18 protein-coding genes and 1 pseudogene are annotated in these 15,622 nt (G+C 35.3%); 8 read left to right on the forward strand and 11 right to left on the reverse strand.

The features are described from left to right. Nucleotides 1–30: 30 nt before the first annotated feature. Nucleotides 31–741, reverse strand: a complete 711-nt coding sequence (locus CY0110_RS07590) for a C40 family peptidase (protein WP_008274796.1) — start codon at nt 739–741, stop codon at nt 31–33. A 419-nt stretch (nt 742–1,160) separates the two neighbouring features. Here CY0110_RS07590 and CY0110_RS07595 point away from each other — a divergent pair, with 419 nt between their 5' ends. Beyond that, nucleotides 1,161–1,649 (forward strand): GNAT family N-acetyltransferase, encoded by a 489-nt coding sequence (locus tag CY0110_RS07595; protein ID WP_035798826.1) that lies wholly within the window; start codon nt 1,161–1,163, stop codon nt 1,647–1,649. Here CY0110_RS07595 and CY0110_RS07600 read toward each other — a convergent pair. Together CY0110_RS07600 and CY0110_RS07605 are read right to left on the reverse strand one after the other, a co-directional pair. Then, nucleotides 1,606–2,400: a sensor histidine kinase gene (locus CY0110_RS07600; RefSeq protein WP_008274798.1), complete on the reverse strand. Its 795-nt coding sequence runs from the start codon at nt 2,398–2,400 to the stop codon at nt 1,606–1,608. The genes CY0110_RS07595 and CY0110_RS07600 overlap by 44 nt on opposite strands. Next, a complete protein-coding gene (locus CY0110_RS07605) occupies nt 2,400–2,999 on the reverse strand; it encodes an L-threonylcarbamoyladenylate synthase (protein ID WP_008274799.1) in 600 nt (199 codons plus the stop codon). Before CY0110_RS07605 ends, CY0110_RS07600 begins: the two co-directional genes overlap by 1 nt. A 96-nt stretch (nt 3,000–3,095) precedes the next feature. Between CY0110_RS07605 and CY0110_RS07610 the strand changes: the two genes are divergently transcribed. Together CY0110_RS07610 and CY0110_RS30820 are read left to right on the forward strand one after the other, a co-directional pair. Further along, a complete protein-coding gene (locus CY0110_RS07610) occupies nt 3,096–4,769 on the forward strand; it encodes a tetratricopeptide repeat protein (protein WP_035798829.1) in 1,674 nt (557 codons plus the stop codon). Between the two features lie 217 nt (nt 4,770–4,986). After that, nucleotides 4,987–5,136 (forward strand): annotated as a pseudogene (locus CY0110_RS30820) (type II toxin-antitoxin system HicA family toxin); the annotation flags it as partial. Nucleotides 5,137–5,251: 115 nt separating this feature from the next. Here CY0110_RS30820 and CY0110_RS07615 read toward each other — a convergent pair. The 4 genes from CY0110_RS07615 to CY0110_RS07630 all read right to left on the reverse strand — a co-directional run bounded on the left by CY0110_RS07615 (nt 5,252) and on the right by CY0110_RS07630 (nt 9,516). Beyond that, entirely contained in the window at nt 5,252–6,388 is a 1,137-nt protein-coding gene (locus CY0110_RS07615; protein ID WP_008274803.1) for a type I restriction endonuclease, read from the reverse strand. 158 nt (nt 6,389–6,546) lie between these two features. After that, nucleotides 6,547–7,131 carry a Uma2 family endonuclease gene (locus tag CY0110_RS07620; protein WP_008274804.1) on the reverse strand — a complete coding sequence of 195 codons (585 nt, stop codon included), beginning with the start codon at nt 7,129–7,131 and terminating at the stop codon, nt 6,547–6,549. Between the two features lie 35 nt (nt 7,132–7,166). Further along, a complete protein-coding gene (locus CY0110_RS07625) occupies nt 7,167–7,847 on the reverse strand; it encodes a Uma2 family endonuclease (RefSeq protein ID WP_008274805.1) in 681 nt (226 codons plus the stop codon). 88 nt (nt 7,848–7,935) lie between these two features. Further along, complete coding sequence (locus CY0110_RS07630) at nt 7,936–9,516, reverse strand: glucose-6-phosphate isomerase (RefSeq protein ID WP_008274806.1); 1,581 nt, start codon at nt 9,514–9,516, stop codon at nt 7,936–7,938. Between the two features lie 409 nt (nt 9,517–9,925). Here CY0110_RS07630 and CY0110_RS07635 point away from each other — a divergent pair, with 409 nt between their 5' ends. The 4 genes from CY0110_RS07635 (at nt 9,926) to CY0110_RS07650 (ending at nt 12,356) form a co-directional block, all read left to right on the forward strand. Continuing rightward, entirely contained in the window at nt 9,926–10,564 is a 639-nt protein-coding gene (locus tag CY0110_RS07635) for a hypothetical protein (protein ID WP_008274808.1), read from the forward strand. A 439-nt stretch (nt 10,565–11,003) separates the two neighbouring features. Then, nucleotides 11,004–11,675, forward strand: coding sequence for a type IV pilin protein (locus CY0110_RS07640; protein WP_008274809.1), 672 nt, complete (start codon nt 11,004–11,006; stop codon nt 11,673–11,675). 187 nt (nt 11,676–11,862) lie between these two features. Then, the gene (locus CY0110_RS07645; RefSeq protein ID WP_035798833.1) at nt 11,863–12,078 is read left to right on the forward strand and encodes a hypothetical protein; all 216 of its coding nucleotides are present in this window, start codon (nt 11,863–11,865) and stop codon (nt 12,076–12,078) included. Beyond that, nucleotides 12,075–12,356 (forward strand): type II toxin-antitoxin system RelE/ParE family toxin, encoded by a 282-nt coding sequence (locus CY0110_RS07650; protein ID WP_008274811.1) that lies wholly within the window; start codon nt 12,075–12,077, stop codon nt 12,354–12,356. The genes CY0110_RS07645 and CY0110_RS07650 overlap by 4 nt, the downstream gene beginning before the upstream one ends. Before the next feature lie 216 nt (nt 12,357–12,572). Here the strand turns inward: CY0110_RS07650 and CY0110_RS07655 are convergent, their stop codons facing one another. Beyond that, nucleotides 12,573–12,986 carry a type II toxin-antitoxin system VapC family toxin gene (locus tag CY0110_RS07655; RefSeq protein ID WP_008274812.1) on the reverse strand — a complete coding sequence of 138 codons (414 nt, stop codon included), beginning with the start codon at nt 12,984–12,986 and terminating at the stop codon, nt 12,573–12,575. Continuing rightward, nucleotides 12,983–13,258 (reverse strand): hypothetical protein, encoded by a 276-nt coding sequence (locus CY0110_RS07660; RefSeq protein ID WP_008274813.1) that lies wholly within the window; start codon nt 13,256–13,258, stop codon nt 12,983–12,985. The genes CY0110_RS07655 and CY0110_RS07660 overlap by 4 nt, the downstream gene beginning before the upstream one ends. Before the next feature lie 355 nt (nt 13,259–13,613). Between CY0110_RS07660 and CY0110_RS29890 the strand changes: the two genes are divergently transcribed. Beyond that, nucleotides 13,614–13,784: a hypothetical protein gene (locus CY0110_RS29890; protein ID WP_008274814.1), complete on the forward strand. Its 171-nt coding sequence runs from the start codon at nt 13,614–13,616 to the stop codon at nt 13,782–13,784. A 16-nt stretch (nt 13,785–13,800) separates the two neighbouring features. On the opposite strand, the gene CY0110_RS30365 is transcribed toward CY0110_RS29890, so the two are convergent. Both CY0110_RS30365 and CY0110_RS07670 read right to left on the reverse strand, forming a co-directional pair. Next, nucleotides 13,801–13,935, reverse strand: coding sequence for a DUF3368 domain-containing protein (locus tag CY0110_RS30365; RefSeq protein ID WP_008274815.1), 135 nt, complete (start codon nt 13,933–13,935; stop codon nt 13,801–13,803). Nucleotides 13,936–14,246: 311 nt separating this feature from the next. Continuing rightward, on the reverse strand, nt 14,247–15,596 hold the full coding sequence (locus CY0110_RS07670) for an IS1380-like element ISCysp11 family transposase (protein WP_008273672.1): 1,350 nt from the start codon (nt 15,594–15,596) through the stop codon (nt 14,247–14,249). Nucleotides 15,597–15,622 lie beyond the last annotated feature (26 nt).

The raw sequence follows: 15,622 nt of genomic DNA on the forward strand, positions 1-15,622 counted from the left end.
CGATCGCTGAACTTCTTTTTCTATAATAATCTAGGGATAATAACTTTCCATCACTCGCCCAAAACTGTAAATTTTCTGATAATAGTATGTGCTAACTTTATCACCTCGATCGCAAAGATGATCAATCGCAATTTTATTCCGTCCAACTTCTTGACCTGAACTGTGAATATAATAACCATTCCCTAAATAAAGGGCAACATGGTCAACTCTAGTGGTGGCAAAAAAGATTAAATCTCCTGGTAATAATTCCTCATAAGAAATCTTCTTAACAAAAGCTTGTTGTTGATAAGAATCTCTAGGTAACCAGATTCCTGATGCACAAAAAGCAGCTTGCATTAATCCCGAACAATCATAATTAGGGGCAATTGTACCACCCCATAAATAATAATTCGGCTGTTTCATTGCTGCTTTAGTAAACGCAATTATATTCGGAATCTTTCTTTCAATTTTACGACGGGAAATCTTTTGAAATTGATAATTTTCTTTAGCCGAGTCTAAAGTTTGTAAATCACTTAAAGATAACCAAGCTAAGTAACCATCTTCGCACAATTGAACCCGTATAAATTGATTAGTTAGGGTTGCTTCTAATAATTTGAGATGCCTCCCTGTTGCGACTTGAGTAGCTAACTCTTTCCCTGTTGCTGAATTATATAAATTAAGGGAAATCCGACAGCGATATTCTCCAGAAATCGATGGGGGTAACAAGTCTAGGGACGTTGCGGGGGAAGACAATACTAACATATCCTCGTCAGAACCGATAAGATAAAATAAGATGGGTAGGTTTTCGCCTTGATGGTACTAAATATTTTGGCTTTGGACACACTTAATTTTGAATTAATTTCAACTGATTAGAAGACCATAAGCCCTAAAAAACCTATGCTATGGCATTAAGTCTCTATTCGGTTTTTTCACCAGAAAACCGATGTAAATGACCTCTAATCAACTACTAGCACCATCACAGACAACGACAGGTAAGGATTGCCAGATGTTCCACAAATGTCAAGAAATAGACACAAACTCACTCAAAAAGTGATTGTTTTTTTTGTAAAATTCGCTACAATTTTCTTAGCGTCTCAAAAATAATCGTTTCAGTTCTTTTAATTTGGGTTGTTATCTAAACCCATTATTCTCTCAATCAACATTCATAGGAATTACTAACAATGGATTGTAGTAATATTCAGTTTTCTCTGCAAAAGTCAAACGTTGATTATCCCCAACTACAAATATTGTTTAATCAAGCAGCATTTTGGGCTAGAGAACGAACCATACAAGACTTAAAAACTGCGGTTTTAAATAGTAATCCCGTGGTGACAGTTTGGGATGGTAAAACAATGATTGGTTTTTGTCGTGGAACCTCTGACGGAGTTTATCGGGCTACTATTTGGGATGTGGTTATTCACAAAGATTACCAAGGATTAGGATTAGGTCGTAAGTTAGTCGAAACCGCATTAAGTCATCCTTTGATGAGTCAAGTCGAAAGGGTTTATCTAATGACAACCTATCAACAAAACTTCTACCAAAAAATCGGATTTCAAGAAAATAAATCGACCACAATGGTTTTACAAAATGCCTATGAAATTAACCCCATTTCTTTAGGAGATGGTTCTACGATTGCCGAATCAAAGGCATTAGACACTGCAAGCGTGTAAAAGTTTCTGGTTCATTTTCGGGGGAAATATCTAAAATAGTTAAGCTTCCCCCCATTTTTTTTAATAAAGTTTGACACAATATCAAAGTCATGTCTGGAGACAATTTTAAGTTATTGTTCCATTCTTTCAGAGCAGTTAACGTTAATCCAGCAGTTTGTAAGTCTTCTTGTTGTTTTTGCCAGTTCTGAAAACAACAGGGAATATCAATAAACAGTTTGGCAATATTTTCTCTTTCATTTAATTGACTGGTGATTGTAATTGTCCCTTTCTCCATTAAGGTAAGGGCTGTATCCAGCAAAGTAGTTAATCCTTGAATTAAATGCTCTTTATCTGCTTGAATAAAAATATCAATTTCAGGCTTTTTTACGTCAATTTTATAACTATAATTTTTTACTTGAAATTCAATTAATTCGCAAACTTTTTCGATAACCTTATCTAAGGAAGTTCTTTCAATATTTAGGGAAATTGAACCATAATCAATTTTAGAAATAGTAACAATTCTATCGATTATTTTTACTAATTTTTTAGCAGATTCAAAGCCTTGCTGTAGAAATTCTTTTTCTTCTTCGGGATTTTCGCATAAATCCTCTAAAATCAATTGATGTAAACCCATCAAACTGCTTAAAGGAGAACGTAATTCGTGAGCAGTTTTGACTAAATAACTGCTTTTGAACTGACTAATTTGTGCAGTCATTTCGTAAGCTAACTGAGTAACTTCAAGTTCTTTTTGTAGAGTTTCGATCTCTTTCATTATTGATTACCTGTTAATTGAATACTACCTTGACGCAAAATTTCCCATCCTCTATTTGTCCATTTTGCCACAGTCGAAGGTAGGCCACTACCGTATTTTTTCTGATTCTTTATCAATTCTTCATTTAAAACTAAAACATCAGGAAAAATTAAGGCAATGTCACTTAAGTTTTCTATGGGTGGTTCCCCAGATAAATTTGCGCTAGTGGTAGCTAAACACCCCGTTTGTTTAAGTATATTTTGGGCAATGATGGAATTAGGAATACGGACTCCAATGGTACTCGGATCAAGAGGATTTATCCCTTGAGGAACTAACTCTGAAGCTGGTAAAACAAGAGTTAATTGGCCCGGCCAATATTTGTTGACAATCTTTTCCCAGATCCGAAATTCTTCGGGAGTTCCTTTAACATATTTCCAAATAGCTTCAGAAGATGACCCCATCAAAATCAAAGGTTTATCAGGGGGTCGTTTTTTGGTAGCAAAAATGAGAGAAGCAGACTCAGGTAAGGCAGCTAAAGCAGGAACCGTGTCTGTAGGAAAACTAATGACTTTTCCCTCTTTTGCTCCTGTAATTAATTCCTGTTGAGAAACATTTGGCATTGGATATTTTAAGATTGATTTAGAATTTTAATTCAAACCATAAGTTAATGTCTATAATTTTGGTGTTTCCATCAATTTAAAACTTATTGTAATGTTATGAAACTAAAATTCCCTAAGAAATTCCGTTTTTATTTTACCTTTACTGTGGCTTTGTGTTTAATTCTTAATATAGTCCTGGTGACTCAGGTTCAAGGGTTCAACAACACTACTAGCGATCGCACAGTTCCTCTATTAAATAATTTAGGGAAGCATCATCATGAGATTACGACTTCTTCTCAGGTTGCCCAACAGTATTTTGATCAAGGATTGATGTTTATCTATGGTTTCAACCACAAAGAGGCTTATCTTTCCTTCCAAGAAGCCACGAAACTCGATCCCAATTGTGCGATATGTTACGCAGGAATGGCTTTGGCTTTAGGTCCTAATATTAACGCGCCAATGGATGAAAAAGCCATGCCAACCGCTTACGAAACCATCGAAAAAGCCCATCAATTAAGCAAAAATGCCTCAGCAAAAGAACAAGCTTATATTGAAGCCTTGAGACAGCGTTATTCCCCCCAACCTGTGGATGATCGTTCTTCTTTCGATCTCGCCTATGCCAACGCCATGAAAGAAGTGGTTAAACAGTACCCCGATGATTTAGATGCAGCTACCCTCTACGCAGAAGCGTTAATGGACTTGATGCCGTGGAATTATTGGTTAGAAGGAGGAGAACCCAAACCAGAAACCAAAGAAATTGTTGCAACTTTAGAATCTGTCTTAGCCAAAAATCCCCAACATCCAGGGGCCACCCATTATTATATTCATGCCGTAGAAGCCTCTAACCAGCCTGAAAAAGCAGAAGCAGCAGCCGATAATCTCCGTGATACGGTTCCAGGTTCCGGTCATTTGGTACATATGCCATCCCATATTTATCTACGCATTGGTCGTTATCATGATGCAGCTTTAGCCAATGAAAAAGCGATGAAATCTGATGAAATCTATTTAGCCAATACCCAAGAAAAAGGCATTTATTCAGCCCTTTATTATCCCCATAATATTCATTTTTTCTGGTCGGCTGCTAGTATGGAAGGCCGTAGTCAAGATGCGATCGCTGCTGCTAGAAAATTAGTTAATAAAGTGTCTAATTCTCAAATTCAAGGATTTCCTTGGTCTGAAATCTTTTTACCCAGTCCTTACTTTTCTTTAGTACAATTTCGTCAATGGGATGAAATGTTAACCGAACCGAAACCTCCTGAAGAATTTACCTATACTAATGTAATGTGGCATTATGGTCGAGGTATGGCTTGGGTTGGAAAAGAACAATTAGATAAAGCAGTTATAGAAGAGAAAGCAATGAGTCAATTATTGTCAGATAAATCTTTAGAAAAAATAGAAGCCACTGGTGTTCCTGCAACACAATTGATTAATATTGCTGACGAATTATTAAAGGGAAATGTTTCTACATTGAAAGGGGAAAAAGAACAAGCGATCGCTCATTATCAAACGGCTGTTAAATTGCAGGATAATCTACCTTATATGGAACCTCCTTACTGGTATTATCCCACCCGTTATTCTTTAGCAACTGCCCTATTTCAACAAGGAAAATTCACAGAAGCAGAAGCGGTTTATCGTCAAGATTTACAACAACATCCTCACAATGGTTGGTCTTTATTCGGTTTAGCAGAAACTTTAAAGGCGCAAGGTAAAACCGATGAGATAATGACTATTGAAAAGGAATTTAAGGATGCTTGGAAACACGCAGAGTTTGAGTTAAGTTTGTCGAATTAATTACGTAGGGTGGGCAATTTCAAAAATATTTATAGTAGTTTGGGATCATTCTATATTTTGCTCACTCTTGTATCTTTTAATTTTTGAAACGATTAGATATAATGATTAATAAAACATCTAGGTACAGTTACTAATTAGTAGCATGAGCGACCGTTTATCATCTATTACAGCTAAAAAAGCTTTGCGTAAACTGAAAAAAGCCTGATTTGAAAAACATCATCAGAAAGGTAGTCATTTAGTTCTAAAACATTGTGATGGTCGTATGGTTGTCTTACCTATCCATGCTAAAGACATTTCTAAAGGTACACTATATAATATTATTGTTAATCAAGCTCAATTAACTATCGAAGAATGGAAAAATCTTTAGAAATAATATAAAGTTCTTTTGATTAAAAATACTCCGAATTTATGAAGGTGCATTAAAATAATATAATACACCCTCAATTTAGACTAATTACTCATCTATCATTACATTAGAAGCATTAGATTATCTCAGATTGTTCTGGTTGACTTACATAACTATCTTGAGTTAGATGTTTAATTCTAGCTTTAAGAAATTCAGAAAAACCGTAAATTTCATCTAAATTTGAAACACAATGTTTTGCTTCTTTTCCTTTTCCGTCAAGAACACCAATCACTTTTTTATTATTGGTAAATCTTAATCGACAAATTGTTTTAGTTACCTTACCATCTAGATTGATCCCAAAATATGCTATTGTATCCTTATAAGATAATCGAGATGTATCAATAACTTCACGCAAAATGGATTTAACTAAATAAAAGCCTTCTAGTTCTTCTGGAGTGGTGACAATTCTATTATCCTTTTTATTAGATTCTTCTTCATCTGAATTTTCTGAATCGTCGATAACAGGATCTACTGGAGATATCTTGCCATTATCTTCATCATTACCCATAGCAGATTCTAATCTTTCTTTTATACGTTCATTAATGTATTCTTTGAGAGAACACTTCGTTATTTCAGTAAACTTTTCAATGACTGCTGCTGTCTTTATGCCAGGATAAACACCATCAATAACGTATTTCACCAAACCAGGAGACGGATTTGTAAGTTCATCCGCAATAACTCTCTTTATCTCTTTAGTGTATAAAAGATTTTTTGCAACGTCCCCTAATTCATCATGATTAAAGTTAGACTTAGAAAACCTTTTAAGTTCTTTAACCGAAGACTCATCAAAGTTTGATATATCAAACTCAAAAAAAGGCTTGTCATCCATGACATTATCTTTATCGGTATCTGTATAAAAACGATAAAGAATACCATTGGTTAAAATTGCGATTTTTGTATCTGTTACATGAAAATATCGGTGTAACTGAGAACGATGTTTAGGGTTGTCTAAATTTTCCTGACAATGTTTACATTCCATTAAGATAATGGGTTCATCATCGGCAAAAATGGCATAATCGACCTTTTCTCCCTTTAATTCTGGTAAATCAGCCGTATATTCGGGATGTACTTCCATCGGATTAAAAACATCGTAACCCAATGCTTGAATAAAAGGCATGATAAAAGCCGTTTTAGTTGCCTCTTCTGTCTGAATTGAAGAACTTAGCTTTTCAATTTGTTGAGAGATGGTTTTGAGTCGATCAATTAAGTCCATAATAATTGTCAAATGTCTTCAAGGGTTTATATTGTAATAGTTCCCCATTTTTCTGAATTTCTAACATGACAAACTAATTAAAGTTATTGATCGCTTCTTCTTTCTTGTATTAATGATTTCTTGGTCTCAATGAAAAGACTTAAATTCATAATTGAGATTTAAACTTTCTTATCAAAATTAACTCGTTTATATAACTCATCTAAACTAATTTCAAAATCAACAGAATTTAAAGATAATTTATTTTCTTTTGTTTCATATTCCGTTAACATCCATTGATGATCAGCAGTTTTCACAAAATGCTCAACTAATACACTATATTGATCGATTAAGATGTATTCTTTAAAATTAGGAATGGATCGATAAAAACGAAATTTATCCCCTCTATCTCTTGCTTGAGTAGATTTAGATAAAACTTCTACGATAATAGTCGGATTAGTAATAGTTGTGGTTCCTGGAGGGTGATAAACGGGTTGTCCTTCAACTACCATAATATCAGGATAAGTGTACTCACGATAACGAGGAATCCATAAACGAACATCTCCTACAAATACCTCTGCATTTTGTTCTCTTAAAGCAAAATTTAAGTAAGTACAAAATTCAAGAACAAGACGATTATGGTTAGTCGTTCCTCCAGTCATTAGAACAATTTCTCCGTTACGATATTCATGTTTTTCTTCTGATTCTTCTTCTAATTTTAAGTATTCTTCTGGAGTATAAATTTGTTTATCTGCTGCAACAGTCATAATATTTTTCCTAAAATTTTTAAATGTTGATGATTCTATTTTAACAAGTTTTGTCTAAAATTTTGATACTCTCTTGTTTTCATTCCTTCCTGTAATATTTCTAAAACCTTCAATAAATTACCTGTTAATAACGCTTCAACATCTAGCCATAAACCAGGATAAACATCACTTTTGATAATTTCATTTTTATCTATTTTTAATTTAGTATACTGCCCTTCTTTTAAAGCAAACCAGTCAATTTCATTATCATAAACTCGCCATACTAAATATTCTTTAACTTGATTTCGCTCATAAGCTTTAAGTTTATCATGTAAATCAATAGAAACCGTACTAGCTGCAATTTCTACTATTAATTCTGGCGCACCTTCTACATAATCATCTTCACTAATAACTGAGTTTCCTCCTTTATCTATACGAAGTAAAGCATCAGGTTGAGGAACATTTTTGTTATCTAATCTTACGGTTGCATTATCAGCTAATTCAACCCCTAAAGTTACTGCTTCATATTGCGCTAACCAACCAATCATATGAGCATGAGGTTGACCATGTTGTCTAAACCTTAACGTAGCCGGCATATAAACTAAACCCTCAATTAATTCAGCTTTTTTAACATTAGACATTAACTGATAACGATGTTCAAATTCAAAAGAAGTTAAGTGATCGCCATTTTCTAAAGGGGGAATAGATGGATCAGATTTTGTTAAATTTAAAGTCATAATTAAACTTAAAACTAAACTAATATATTAATACTATTATAGTTTTTTTATAAAAATTAAGTAAGGTGGGCAATGCCCACCCAAGAGATTAACTAGCAGAAACTTTCAATGTTTTTAGATCAGTTAAATCACCAGCTAAAGCAACACCTCGCCCATTGGCTGCTAAATGACGGACAATTTTATAAACAAATTCTACTTCATCAGGAGAACCTGCTTTTGCTGCTAAGGTTTCTATATCCAAAGCTTCAGATGTTTCTTGAATCACCGTTTGTACCTTAGTTTGTAAGTCCAAAATAGAGGCCGACATTTTCTTACCAGCTTCTACTCCAGGTTGATGATAAGCATTAATATTCACTAAAGAAGCATAGAAACTAACCGCCCTTTCATACAAGGCGATTAAAGCCCCAACAGTACGAGGATTAACCTGTGGAATGGTAATCGTAATGGAGTCTCTACTATTCTCAAATAACGCTTGTCTGGTTCCTTGTAAAAACCCTGATAAAAAGTCACCAGATGTCACTCCAGGTTCAATTTCAAAATGGGTATCTCTGCCATCTTCTAAGACTTCGATAAAAGTAGCAAAAAAGTTAGGAACCCCTTCCCTTAATTGCTGTACATAAGCGTGTTGATCTGTCGATCCTTTGTTACCATAAACCGCAATGCCTTGATACACTGTATTGCCGTCAAGATCCTTTTCTTTACCTAATGATTCCATCACCAACTGTTGTAAATAACGACTAAACAACAGCAGACTATCTTTATAAGGAAGAACTACCATATCCTTTTCTCCCTTACCATTGCCTGAATAATACCAAGCCAAAGCCAATAAAGCAGCCGGGTTGGTTTTGAGATCCTTTACCCTAGTGGCTTCATCCATTTCCTTGGCCCCGATCAACATTCCATCAATATTGATCCCTTGCAAAGCAGCCGGTAATAAACCCACGGCAGATAGTTCTGATGTTCTTCCCCCTACCCAGTCTTGCATAGGAAACCTTGCTAACCAGTCGGTAGCTATTTTGTCCATCTTACTGCCTGGCATGGTAATAGCAACGGCGTGGGGTTCAAAAGCTAATCCCTTGCTTTCGTAAGCGTGTTTGACTTCTAACATCCCGTTACGGGTTTCTGGGGTTCCCCCTGACTTGGTGGTAATGAGAACTAAGGTACTTTTGAGGCGATCGCCGATATTTTTTAAGGTACTATCGATGCCGGCAGGATCAGTGTTATCGATAAAATGGATGGTCATGGGAGGATTTTCTGAGGGTAACGCCTCAGCCACAAACTGCGGGCCTAAAGCTGATCCTCCAATACCTACCGAGAGAATATCCGTAAACTTGTCTGCTGTGGGGGGTTTAATGGTTCCCTGGTGGACTTTTTTGACAAATTGGGCAATATTGGCTAAAGGTTCAGTGATTTCTTTTCTTGCCTCTTCATTGGGGGCTAATTCTGGGGCCCGCAACCAATAATGTCCCACCATCCGGCCTTCATCAGGGTTAGCGATCGCCCCAGCTTCTAAGGCTTCCATATCTGCGAAGGCTTTCTCAAATTTAGGGGTTAGTTCTTTAACCAATTGATCATCAAATCCCATTCGGCTAATATCAACATAGAATCCTAACCCTTTGTGATAATAAAGCCAGTCTTGGTAACGTTGCCACAGTTGTTGTTTATCCATACAAAATCTTACACAAGTTCTTTACGCAGGGGGAATTTTTTCACACTCCCTCAATTCATCATAGATATATCTGCTAAGAAAATGGGGTTAAGATTTCGTTATTTTTTTGAGAAATGATTACAATTTTTGATTCTTTTTTATCTTAAATTAGATTATTTTATTTTTATCTCTCAACCAAATTCCATGCTCTACTTTTTTGTTATCGATTCATCATAACCATCGTCTTTCTTAATTTTCGTCATGTTTCGTACCACAGGAATCATAAATATTTAAAATTTATAATATTTTTTTAATAAGCAGGGATAAACTTACGCCCTTACCATAAAGTTGAAAAAAAAGATATATTATTGTAAACTTTAATAAAAATAAGTTAAATTTAAAATTTAATATTTATATTAGTCCATTTTTAATGAATTTATTACATCAAACGAAACCTATTTTAAGACGAAAGCAAAGGGATCTCTATTGTCAAGAATATCAATCTTTAGTCAGTCTTTATCTAAAAATAGCAGGGAAAACCATATATTCTGGCCTATATAGCTGTTTAGATCAAGTTTGCCTGATCTGGGGGCTGATTGTAGCTGCTATCTTTTTAACGGCTCAATTTTCTCCCATTAGCTGGACGACTCAGGCGATCGCTTGGTCAATTTTAACCATAGCTGGAACCTTAGCTATGATGATCCTGACTCATTTTTGGGTGAAGCAACGACAACTTAATTGGATTTTATACACTTGGGTTATTTTAATGGGAGGGGGTATTATCCTGACTGACTGCGGTATTTTTTTGGGATGGGGTATGATTCTCACCAACCTATCTCACTTGTGGTTAGGGTTATGCAGTCTGGGGTATACGGTAACAGGGTTAGGCTTAAATTCCCGTGCTTTATTATTAGTAGGATTAGGACATTTGTTAGGCATTTTAATCTTACCCCATGTCATGGGTTGGCAATTTTTAGCCACAGCCATCATTATGGTCATGAGTTTACTAATCTTAGCAGAAACGCAATGGGATATTAATGTTTCTAAGACAAGCAAAGATTCCCAATAGAAGTAAGTAGATAATCTCCACACCCCACACTCCTTACTTTTCACGGGATCTCAAGGTATCTTAAGTTACTGCTTTGAGGCAGACGGCAGGAGGCAGCAGGCAGGAGTATAGACGAGCTTCAAACCTACTAGCCATAAAAGCAGAAAAATCAATTTTATCAGTCCACAATAATCAAGCATTAGCTCCTGGTTTACTCAGAAGTTTAATTGGACAAGCAGGAATCACCGTTGACGAGTTTTTAAGTTACAAATGACAAACGGGTGAAAACATTTTACAGTCTCTTCTGAGTCTAAACGCCTCTAAAACAGACCTTTCAGCCTCCTCGAAAAAAAAATTTAAAAAATTTTTGAGTCAAGTGATATGTTTTTTGATCCAGGTGGGTATGTTCCTTCTAGAAGCGAAAAAACATTAACCTCTACCAAAAAGGAACATTAAACCAATGAATAGCACTTTTAAAGCTAACTTAATCAAAACCCTCGCTAACAAAAAAGGAAACAAAGGTTTCACCTTAATCGAATTATTAGTTGTAGTTATTATTATCGGTGTATTAGCAGCTATCGCTCTTCCTAACCTCCTAGGACAAGTTGGTAAAGCTCGTGAATCTGAAGCTAAGAGTACCCTAGGAGCAATGAGTCGCGCTCAGCAAACTGCTTTCGCTGAAAGAGGACGTTTTGCTGGTAGCATGGCTGAATTAGAAGTACCCGTCGGTAACGAAAAATTCTATGGTATCTTTTTAGATGCGGCAGCTAGTGCTGCTACTCCTGTTGCCAACAACGGTTTTATGGGAGCTACAGGAATTAACAGAGACGCTACTGGTGCCGTAACGGATATCGGTGCTGTTGCTAATGGCCAGAATGGAACCCGCGACTACGCTGCTGGTATCACCTACGATCCCCTCAACCGTGTATTTTCCACCGTTGTTTGTCGTGCTAATAACTCTGCAACCGTATCTGCTGCTAAGTACGTTATCCATACTGGTACAGCAGTTAATGCTACCAACAATAAGGTTATTGATGGTACCGTTGCAGGTGTTAACGGAGACACAGGTGCAACCACTATTGACAACGCAATTGCTACTTGTGATACAGCTAACACCGAAGAAGTTAAGTAGGACTAGGCTGTGCTAACACTAACATAATCTAATCATAATCTCAGGTGGTTCGTTACAGATGCCACCTGTTTTTATTGTTTTTTGGGGGGTGTTTTTTTGGGAAAATTTTTTGAAGAAACGAAACCCAGCATTATTCCTAATTGTATAATTTTAGATAAATAATAGTAAAGTGTACCCACCAAGTAAAATGATGGCAAAAACAACCTTTTCAGACATTGTAGAAGCAGTTGATCAACTAACCCTTGAAGATCAAGAAAATCTAATTCATCTCTTACAAAATCGTATCCGAGAGCAAAAAAGAGCCGAGTTGGTTAGAGATGTCCACGAAGCGCAACAAGAATTTTCTCACGGTAAATGTAAACCAGCTACTCCTGAACAAATCATAGAGGATATGCTTTCGTGAGTTTTGTGTTACTACGCTCAAGTCCCTTTATTAGAAAAGCCCAAAAAACTGTAAAAAAGCAACCTGAGTTAACTAAAAACTTGCAAAAAACTCTAGAATTACTCAGTGAAGATCCGTTTCATCCTAGATTAAGAAGTCATAAACTCAAAGGCGATCTGAAAGATTCTTATGCCTGTAGCGTGAGCTATAATTTAAGAATTATCTTTAAATTTGTTGAGTACGAGCAAAAACAGGCAATTCTTTTAGAAACGATGGGAAATCATGATGAAGTTTATTAGTTATGAATAAACACTATTTAATGATCAAGTAGCTTCTCAAGCTTTAGAAGATTTTTATCAGTAAATAGCGAAGGATTATCAAGCGATCGCAACTTTTGCTTAATCTGAATGTTAACGTAAGTATTAATGATAACTAAAAAACCCTGAAGCCGAAACCGCGAGGAGCAACAGCGACGTGGCGGACTCTCTACCATAACGCTGAACAACATCTCACCACTAATTAGGTAATTTTTGAAATCCAGCTTGTCTAAAATGGTTATCAAAAGTCAAAACCTCATTAATGTCTAGTTTGTGCATGACCACAAATGAGATACAGTCAGTTAATGAATAAGATTTATCCTCATATTTTTCAAAAACATCCCATCCTTGAAAGAATAAATCCTCATCAACATGAATCAATTTAATCCTATTACTGGTGAGTAATTTTTGACCAACTTCAACAGCTTTCTGATGCAAAGAACGACTATTAAAAAAAGTCACTACCTCATCAAAGATATAAGAAGTTGTCACTAAGAGAATTTTCTTTTTATCTAAAGTTTGCCAATGACGTAATGTGATTTGATGATTTTGATCATTGGTTAGTTCTAGAGCGATGAGATAACTAACATCTAAAAAAAGCCTCGTCGTCATAGTGAGTGATAAAGATAATCATCAAGATTGACAGACGCATCTGTTATCGTATCTTCTACCGGATGTTTTCCCAAATCCCAAATAGGATCATTTTCAGGGTCAATGTTTTTTTCGTTTTCTTTCTGAGAATTCAGGATAATATTTTGAGCTTGTAAAGCTTGTTTTAATAGAAAAACCGCTTGTGCGTCAACAGATTGATTGTTCTGTTGTGCTAACTGTTGAATTTGGCTCATCATATCATCAGGGATATGGTTTAAATTAAGTGTTGCCATAATTTTTGTCCCAAAACAGTATTATTAACGCATATTAACTCATATCGAAGATTATTATAAGTTGGTTATCTCGGTATTTCTGACAATTCTTCTCTTGGAATTGCAGTACAACCAGCCGAAATAAATCGAATTATGTCACCGTTAGCTCAAGTGATTGACACTACTGAATTCCTTGAGTGATATGTTTCGGGAGAAATACGGGTACTATATGAATATCCGTAGGGGTTTTCAAGGAAATGAATAAGTGTTTTTGCGAAAATCCCTCAAGAATTTATATAGAAAACTTATATTTTGATATGGACTCTATTCATCGGAAAACCCCTATCTATTCAGTAAAAACCCCGTTTAACCTGTAATGGTATCTGTAAAAATTTCTATACAGTTAACTTCCTTAGAAACCGAAGCACAACAAGCTCTAATTGAACAACGCTACCAAGAAGCTATTTCCCTCTATCTTCAATGTCTAGAAACCGAACAAGTTTATCAACAGGCGATCGCTTTAATTGGAGATGGTTGCATTTATTAGCTGTTATTATTATTATTTATTCATCAGCTAACGTTAAAACCTGTAGATAAAGTCGATTTGAAATTCTCGTACCTTGTCCCTGCATTTTATCTAAAACATCCTTAACATTATTTACTAAACCTCGACGCTTTGCTAACAAGAGAATACCCATTGTCCCGATTAAAGGTAATTGTTTTTGCTTAGCTACTCGCCGAGCTAGTTTTTCATCAATTAATAACTGTTGCGCCCCAATTTCTTCAGCTAAAACAATCGCTTCTGATTCTCCTAAATCTAACCTGCATTATTCATGAAGAAAAAACAAAACCAAAAACATAAGAAATTAGCATCAAAAGCGATTTTTTATTAAATAGATTCTTAAAAAGTAGTGAATTGGCGTAATTCAATCACAGAAAATTAATGGAAGAACAGAAAAAAGACTAATTTAACGTTAGATGGATACACCAATCCTATGAGAGATGAATGTTAGGAAAAAATCAATTGTTTACCCGAAGATAATCGTTGTATTATGCAGAGTATTTCCTCACGAAAAGGACAATGAGCAGCTAATTCTACTAAAGTTCTTCTAACAGAAACAGTCACTTTGGCAGCTATTTTTATGATGGTTTCCCTCAAACGAGAAACTTGAGCCTTCCCCAATCGTGTCCCTTCCGCAGAAGCCCGAAGTTCAAGCATTAAAATATAAGCTGCTTGGCATAAAAATAAGCGAAATTGATTAACAATAAATTTATGGCAACTGAGACGATCTGCATTAATTCCTAGTTTCAATTCCTTGATTCGATGTTCAGAAGTAGCTCCTCTTTGAACATAAAAATTATCATAAATTTCTTGTGCATCTGCCTCCAAATTAGTTACTAAAAATCGAGGATTTGCTCCTTTTTCTAACCATTCTGCTTTCATAATAAGTCGACGAGGTTTTTTCCAACTTTTTGCAGCATAATATACATCATCGAACAAACGAGCCTTCTCTTTAGTCCGAAAATACTGTAATCTGGCTAAGTCAAGAAGATAATTTATTTTCCGTTTTAAAACAGCATTACTACTAAAACCAAAAACATATTTTACATTTTTTTGTTCGCACAGATTAATAATTTCAGGTAAAGAAAACCCTCCATCGCCTCGTAAGATTATTTTGACATCAGGCCAAGCTTTTCTTAAACGCCAAAATAACCATCTTAGTAATCCTAAAACTCCTTTTCCTGCGTGAGAATTTCCTGGTCTTAAGTGTAAAATTAAAGGATAACCACTTTTGGCTTCATTAACTAATACAGGAAAGTAAATTTGATGTCCATAATAACCATGAAATAAGCTTAACTGTTGATGTCCATGAGTGTAAGCATCAAATCCATCTATATCTAATACTATTTGTTCTGGGTTTGAGAGATGATTTTGAAGAAATTTATCGACAAAAAAACGACGTATCCTTTTAATTTCTTGTTTAGTTATTCCATTTTCTAGTCGACTCATTGTCGGTTGACTAGCTAATAATTCTGCTCCCATTTCGGGGACTTTATCACAAATAATTTTGAAAATTGGATCATGTCGTAAGTAATTACTATCATTGGTATCTTCATATCCTGCTGCTATTTGATAGATTCTTTGACTTACTAACTGAAACAGTGAATGTTTGACTTTATGTTGTTCTCTATTATCTTCCAAGCAATTTGAGATTCCTTGGCCAACTTTCAGATTGTCTTCTGCTTGCTTAATTAGCAATAATCCCGCATCCAAACTTAGGTCTAGTCCTGAAAACTTTACCTCCAATGTTTTCTTCGTCTTAAAATTAAAGGGGAGTTTTTCTGAAGACTCTTTCATTAATTATTGATTGATTGATATAACCT

The organism is Crocosphaera chwakensis CCY0110, from assembly GCF_000169335.1.
Classification (GTDB): domain Bacteria; phylum Cyanobacteriota; class Cyanobacteriia; order Cyanobacteriales; family Microcystaceae; genus Crocosphaera; species Crocosphaera chwakensis.

What these genes read in the sequence shown, in the direction of transcription:
- CY0110_RS30365 (WP_008274815.1), bottom strand. Translation starts at nt 13,935, where the DNA reads ATGGGTATTCTCTTGTTAGCAAAGCGTCGAGGTTTAGTAAATAATGTT.
- CY0110_RS07590 (WP_008274796.1), bottom strand. Translation starts at nt 741, where the DNA reads ATGTTAGTATTGTCTTCCCCCGCAACGTCCCTAGACTTGTTACCCCCA.
- CY0110_RS07620 (WP_008274804.1), bottom strand. Translation starts at nt 7,131, where the DNA reads ATGACTGTTGCAGCAGATAAACAAATTTATACTCCAGAAGAATACTTA.
- CY0110_RS07595 (WP_035798826.1), top strand. Translation starts at nt 1,161, where the DNA reads ATGGATTGTAGTAATATTCAGTTTTCTCTGCAAAAGTCAAACGTTGAT.
- CY0110_RS29890 (WP_008274814.1), top strand. Translation starts at nt 13,614, where the DNA reads ATGGTATCTGTAAAAATTTCTATACAGTTAACTTCCTTAGAAACCGAA.
- CY0110_RS07640 (WP_008274809.1), top strand. Translation starts at nt 11,004, where the DNA reads ATGAATAGCACTTTTAAAGCTAACTTAATCAAAACCCTCGCTAACAAA.
- CY0110_RS07630 (WP_008274806.1), bottom strand. Translation starts at nt 9,516, where the DNA reads ATGGATAAACAACAACTGTGGCAACGTTACCAAGACTGGCTTTATTAT.
- CY0110_RS07600 (WP_008274798.1), bottom strand. Translation starts at nt 2,400, where the DNA reads ATGAAAGAGATCGAAACTCTACAAAAAGAACTTGAAGTTACTCAGTTA.
- CY0110_RS07655 (WP_008274812.1), bottom strand. Translation starts at nt 12,986, where the DNA reads ATGACGACGAGGCTTTTTTTAGATGTTAGTTATCTCATCGCTCTAGAA.
- CY0110_RS07615 (WP_008274803.1), bottom strand. Translation starts at nt 6,388, where the DNA reads ATGGACTTAATTGATCGACTCAAAACCATCTCTCAACAAATTGAAAAG.
- CY0110_RS07605 (WP_008274799.1), bottom strand. Translation starts at nt 2,999, where the DNA reads ATGCCAAATGTTTCTCAACAGGAATTAATTACAGGAGCAAAAGAGGGA.
- CY0110_RS07610 (WP_035798829.1), top strand. Translation starts at nt 3,096, where the DNA reads ATGAAACTAAAATTCCCTAAGAAATTCCGTTTTTATTTTACCTTTACT.
- CY0110_RS07635 (WP_008274808.1), top strand. Translation starts at nt 9,926, where the DNA reads ATGAATTTATTACATCAAACGAAACCTATTTTAAGACGAAAGCAAAGG.
- CY0110_RS07645 (WP_035798833.1), top strand. Translation starts at nt 11,863, where the DNA reads ATGATGGCAAAAACAACCTTTTCAGACATTGTAGAAGCAGTTGATCAA.
- CY0110_RS07625 (WP_008274805.1), bottom strand. Translation starts at nt 7,847, where the DNA reads ATGACTTTAAATTTAACAAAATCTGATCCATCTATTCCCCCTTTAGAA.
- CY0110_RS07670 (WP_008273672.1), bottom strand. Translation starts at nt 15,596, where the DNA reads ATGAAAGAGTCTTCAGAAAAACTCCCCTTTAATTTTAAGACGAAGAAA.
- CY0110_RS07660 (WP_008274813.1), bottom strand. Translation starts at nt 13,258, where the DNA reads ATGGCAACACTTAATTTAAACCATATCCCTGATGATATGATGAGCCAA.